Here is a 4,706-nt window from a genome sequence, read left to right on the forward strand (position 1 = left end):
ATAGGTTCCATAATATTTTTTTGTGCATTTGGTATTATCCACTTTAAAAGATATTTATATTCCTCATTTTCTGAAACAAAAGCATCTTCTTTTGAAAAAACAATTTTTTCCTCTTCTATTTCGCTAAAAAAATCTCTTAAGTTCGTTCCTAAACCTTCTAATATATCTACTAGAGTAGCAATAGAAGGTGAGGTCAAATCTCTTTCTACTTGGGATATAAACCCTTTTGTCAATTCACACCTATCTGCTAACTCTTCCTGAGTCAATGAATTTTGAACCCGAAGACGTCTAATTTTTTCACCAATTTTCACAATTATCCTCCTCAATATAACTAGTCATATATTAAACTATTAGTTTATAATTACTAAACTATATTTTCAACTATTCCATTATATGCAAAACTTTATTAAAAAGTCAATAGATTTTTAAAAATATTTTATTGATTAACATAAGTTATTTTCAAAACTTTAATTGGTTTTCTTCTTTCCAGGTTTAATATATAAAATTTAAAATTTAATAAAAAAAACCAGCCCTTTATGCTGGTTTTTTTTATTATTTTCTAATATTCTCTATTATTATAACCACTATCAACAACAATAATGCAGATAATACAATAGTTCCTCCTGGTGCTATATCTAGATAAAAAGAAAGAGTTAATCCGATTATTACAGATATAATTCCAAACAAATTGGATAATATAAGTCCTGATTTAAAACTCTTTGAAATCAAAAGACTTGAAGCTACTGGAAGAACCATTAAAGAAGAGATTAACAATACTCCTACTATTCTCATAGAAATTGCTACAGTTAAAGCAACTAATATTGAAAAAAACAAATTTATAAATTTGCTGGGGACTCCCGCTAAATAGGCACTTTCTTCATCAAAAGATATGTAAAACAATCCTTCATAAAAAAAGATTATAGTTATAAAAACCATAACTCCTAAACCAATTACTAAAAATATATCTTGACTGGACACAAGGGCCAAGCTTCCAAATAGATAAGATAAAATTCCTTGGGTATTTCCTAAGCTAATTAATACAGAGGCTAAACCTACTCCCGCAGATAGTACAATAGCAAGGGATAGTTCTGCATAATTTTCGAATTTTCTCCTTAATGCTTCTATTCCAAGTGCTGCCAATATAGAAAATAAAATAGCAGTATATACAGGATATGTTTTAGTTACCATACCAAAAGCTGCGCCAGATAAAGCTACATGGGATAAAGTATCCCCTATTATAGATTGTCTTCTTAGTACTAAAAAATATCCTATTGTAGGTGCTATTAAGGATATCATGATTCCCATAATAAATGATTTTTGCATAAATCCATAAGTAAGCATAGTTTTCCTCCTAATGTTCGTGGAATAATATGTTCATATTATCTCCATATACATCTTTAAACATATCAATACAAATACTTTGGTTAGAATTATGACTATAAACATTGCCTTTTGATAGACAAAATATTTTATTAACCTTTTTTGATATAACTCCTATATCATGCGAAACCATTACTAATGTAATATTATGCTCTCTATTCAACTTATCCATTAGATTATAAAATTTATTTTGAGAGTCTAAATCTACTCCAACTAAAGGTTCATCCATAAAAAGTATTTGAGGGTTGTTTACCAGTGCTCTTGCAATAAAAACTCTTTGTTTTTGTCCACCAGATAGATTGCCTATTTTTCTTTTTTTGAATTCTTCCATTTCTACAATTTTTAAAGCCCTTTCTATTTTTTGGTTATCCTCTTTTTTAAATCTATTAAATAGACTCCTATTTAAATAAAGGTTAGCTGCAATAACTTCTTCTACTGTAGCAGGAAACATTTGATTAAAGTCACGAGCATTCTGAGATATATAACCCATTTTTTTATAATCTTTAAATTCTTCAATTCTTTCCCCAAATAATTTTACTGTACCCTCGTCTGGTTTCAATAATCCCACCATCAATTTTAGAAGGGTACTTTTAGCTGAGCCATTAGGCCCTATGATCCCTACAAAGTCCCCTTCTTCAATTCTAAAACTTACATCTTTTAATACTTTATTTGAGCCATAGCTAAAACTTAAATTATCTACTTCTAGTATATTTTTATCCATATTAATTCACCAAAGCCTTTTTCAAATTTTCTAGATTATTATACATAATGGATATATAATCTTCTCCACTAGTTTGTTCCCCTTCAGTTAAACCTTCTATTGGATTTAATATAATAGTTTTTAAATCAGTTTCTTCTGCAATTATATCTACAGTCTTTGGATTTGCTAAAGTTTCTAAAAAGATATATTCATAATCTTCTTCTTTAACTATTTCTATAATATTTGCAATAGTTTTAGGGCTAGGTTCTTGTTCTGGACTTATACCAGCAACAGATATTTGATCAAAATCATATCTTTCTGCCATATAAGCAAAAGCTGCATGAGAGACAAGTATAGCATCTTTATTTTTATGTTCCAACTTTTTTAAAAATTGATTATCTAATTCGTTTAACCTTTTAGACAATTCATTAAAATTCTTTTCATATTCATCTTTATTTTTTTCGTCTAAAAATATAAGCCTATCCTTAATTTTTTCTCCTATTTTATTCATATTTTGTGGATTTAACCATATATGTGGATCGGCAATACCATTGGTTTCAATTAATTTAACTTCATCACTAGCTTTTAATGCTTTATCTTCATCAATTATTGTACCTATCAATTTGTCTGCCCAATTTTCAAAACCTGCTCCATTATATATAAATATATCAGCTTCTTCTATGTTCTTTAATTGTTTCATAGAAGGTTCATAGTCATGGGAATCTACACCATTTGGTATTACCATTCTTAAATCAATATTGGTCCCACCTATTTCTTCAGCTAAAAAATTTAATGGATAAAAAGATGTATATACTATTAATTTTTCACCACTACTGTCATTAGGTTTTTCTACAGTAGAACATCCTGTAATTATCAAAACCATTAGAATAATTATTGAGATTATCTTTTTCATAATTTCATCCTTTCTTACCATCTACCACCAGCACCGCCTCCACCAGACCTTCCGCCTCCACCAGAAGATCTGCCACTTCTACCTCCACGGCTGGATCCTCCAAATCTAATTCCACGTAATAGGGCATAGGTTAAAAATCCATTGAAAAATTTGAAATCTATAAATAAGAATATTATTATCCCTATAAGTAATATGATTTTCCTAATCCCACTAAATGGGCTTAAATCAGCATATGGATTCTCAAAATAATATAATTCTTCATTAATATTTTCACGCCCTAATTCAATATTATATTCTTTTTCTACTTCATTAATTATTTCATTAAATCCTAATAATATACCTTCTGAATAATTATCTTCCTTAAAAAATGGAAGTACAGAGTTATTAATAATATTTCCTACTTTGCTATCAGGTAACGGTCCTTCTAATCCATAGCCAACTTCTATCCAAATTTCTCTTTCTTCTGGTGCTACCATTATTAATAAACCATTATCATATTCTCTACTACCTATACCCCATTTCTCAAATAATCCACTAGAATATTGTCTTATATCTAAATTTTTTAAATCAACTATACTTGCAACTACTATTTGAGCTCCTGTTTTTTTATATAATTCTTTATTGGTCTCAATAATATATTCTTCTATATTAGTATCTATTATTCCCCCTTCATCATATACATAGAAAGAATAACTAGGTTCAGGATATTCAAATTGTGCAGCTAAAACTAAATTATTATTTGTTAATATTAGGATAAATAAAAAAAATAACAAAACTAATTTTTTTCTCATGCTAATCACCTAAAAACTCACTTCTGGAACTTCTACATCTTCTGAATCTATTTCAAAATATTGTCTTATCTCAAATCCAAATATATTAGCGATTATATTGGTTGGAAATCTCCTTATGGTTGTATTAAAATTTTGTACAGTTTCGTTATATCTCATACGTTCTGTTGCAATTCTATTTTCAGTCCCTGCCAATTCATATTGTAACTCAGTAAAATTTTCACTGGCCTTTAATTCTGGATAGTTTTCAACTACAGCGTATAAATTCGTTAAAGCTCTATTAAATTCTGCATTGGCCTCTGAATATTCAGCAGGTGTATTAGCAGAATTAAATTTTGTCCTTGCCTCTGTTATACCCGTTAATACTTCTTGCTCATGACTGGCATAACCTTTTACTGTACTTACTAGACTGGGTATTAAATCTGCTCTACGTTTAAGTTGATTTTCTACTTGTGCCCAAGCACTGGTTACCTTTTCATCGCCAGTAACTAATTTGTTATAATTCCCAGCAAACATTGCTATAATTATAACTACTATTACTACTGGTATTAAAAATTTTTTCTGCATTCCATATCCTCCTTATATTGGTAATATAATATATTATATTATACTATAATATCAAAATACTAAAAAGCTATATTTAAATTAATAAAGCTGACGTAGAAATACCGCCAGCTTTATTAATTTAAATTATAATATTTTTTCAACATACAAAACGTTCACCAAGAAGAAAGGGTTCCTCAGAAAGTGGAAAGCCCTGTGGCTTCCATCACCCGGTACTGCCAGTAACGGAACCTGGACGCTTCCTGCCACCTTGCCCACGGCAGGCTGAGTACCGGGTTGCTGTCCGGGCCATGGTTCCAGTGCAGCTCGAAGTAATCAGTCGCCTTAGTGGCAACGGGGTGGTCGGCCGGGAGCTGCACCC

7 protein-coding genes are annotated in these 4,706 nt (G+C 29.9%); all 7 read right to left on the reverse strand.

Annotation, left to right across the window (positions count from 1 at the left end; all coding sequences use genetic code 11):
• On the reverse strand, positions 1 to 311 hold a 311-nt coding region (locus VK998_RS04125), incomplete at its 3' end, for a helix-turn-helix domain-containing protein (RefSeq protein ID WP_325225803.1).
• 241 nt (positions 312 to 552) lie between these two features.
• Positions 553 to 1,341: a metal ABC transporter permease gene (locus VK998_RS04130; RefSeq protein WP_325225805.1), complete on the reverse strand. Its 789-nt coding sequence runs from the start codon at positions 1,339 to 1,341 to the stop codon at positions 553 to 555.
• Between the two features lie 10 nt (positions 1,342 to 1,351).
• A complete protein-coding gene (locus VK998_RS04135; RefSeq protein ID WP_325225807.1) occupies positions 1,352 to 2,101 on the reverse strand; it encodes a metal ABC transporter ATP-binding protein in 750 nt (249 codons plus the stop codon).
• A gap of 1 nt (position 2,102) precedes the next feature.
• Positions 2,103 to 2,993, reverse strand: coding sequence for a metal ABC transporter substrate-binding protein (locus VK998_RS04140; RefSeq protein WP_325225810.1), 891 nt, complete (start codon positions 2,991 to 2,993; stop codon positions 2,103 to 2,105).
• 14 nt (positions 2,994 to 3,007) lie between these two features.
• On the reverse strand, positions 3,008 to 3,784 hold the full coding sequence (locus VK998_RS04145) for a TPM domain-containing protein (RefSeq protein WP_325225813.1): 777 nt from the start codon (positions 3,782 to 3,784) through the stop codon (positions 3,008 to 3,010).
• Positions 3,785 to 3,793: 9 nt separating this feature from the next.
• Entirely contained in the window at positions 3,794 to 4,348 is a 555-nt protein-coding gene (locus tag VK998_RS04150; RefSeq protein ID WP_325225816.1) for a LemA family protein, read from the reverse strand.
• Between the two features lie 173 nt (positions 4,349 to 4,521).
• Positions 4,522 to 4,706, reverse strand: a 185-nt coding sequence (locus VK998_RS04155) for a hypothetical protein (protein ID WP_325225817.1), incomplete at its 5' end; no start/stop codon positions are given.

Source organism: Schnuerera sp. (genome assembly GCF_035459645.1).
Lineage (GTDB): Bacteria > Bacillota > Clostridia > Tissierellales > Tepidimicrobiaceae > Schnuerera.

Bases quoted from the DNA above. Each gene is read 5' to 3' on its own strand.
- VK998_RS04130 (WP_325225805.1), bottom strand. From the start codon at position 1,341: ATGCTTACTTATGGATTTATGCAAAAATCATTTATTATGGGAATCATG.
- VK998_RS04135 (WP_325225807.1), bottom strand. From the start codon at position 2,101: ATGGATAAAAATATACTAGAAGTAGATAATTTAAGTTTTAGCTATGGC.
- VK998_RS04140 (WP_325225810.1), bottom strand. From the start codon at position 2,993: ATGAAAAAGATAATCTCAATAATTATTCTAATGGTTTTGATAATTACA.
- VK998_RS04145 (WP_325225813.1), bottom strand. From the start codon at position 3,784: ATGAGAAAAAAATTAGTTTTGTTATTTTTTTTATTTATCCTAATATTA.
- VK998_RS04150 (WP_325225816.1), bottom strand. From the start codon at position 4,348: ATGCAGAAAAAATTTTTAATACCAGTAGTAATAGTAGTTATAATTATA.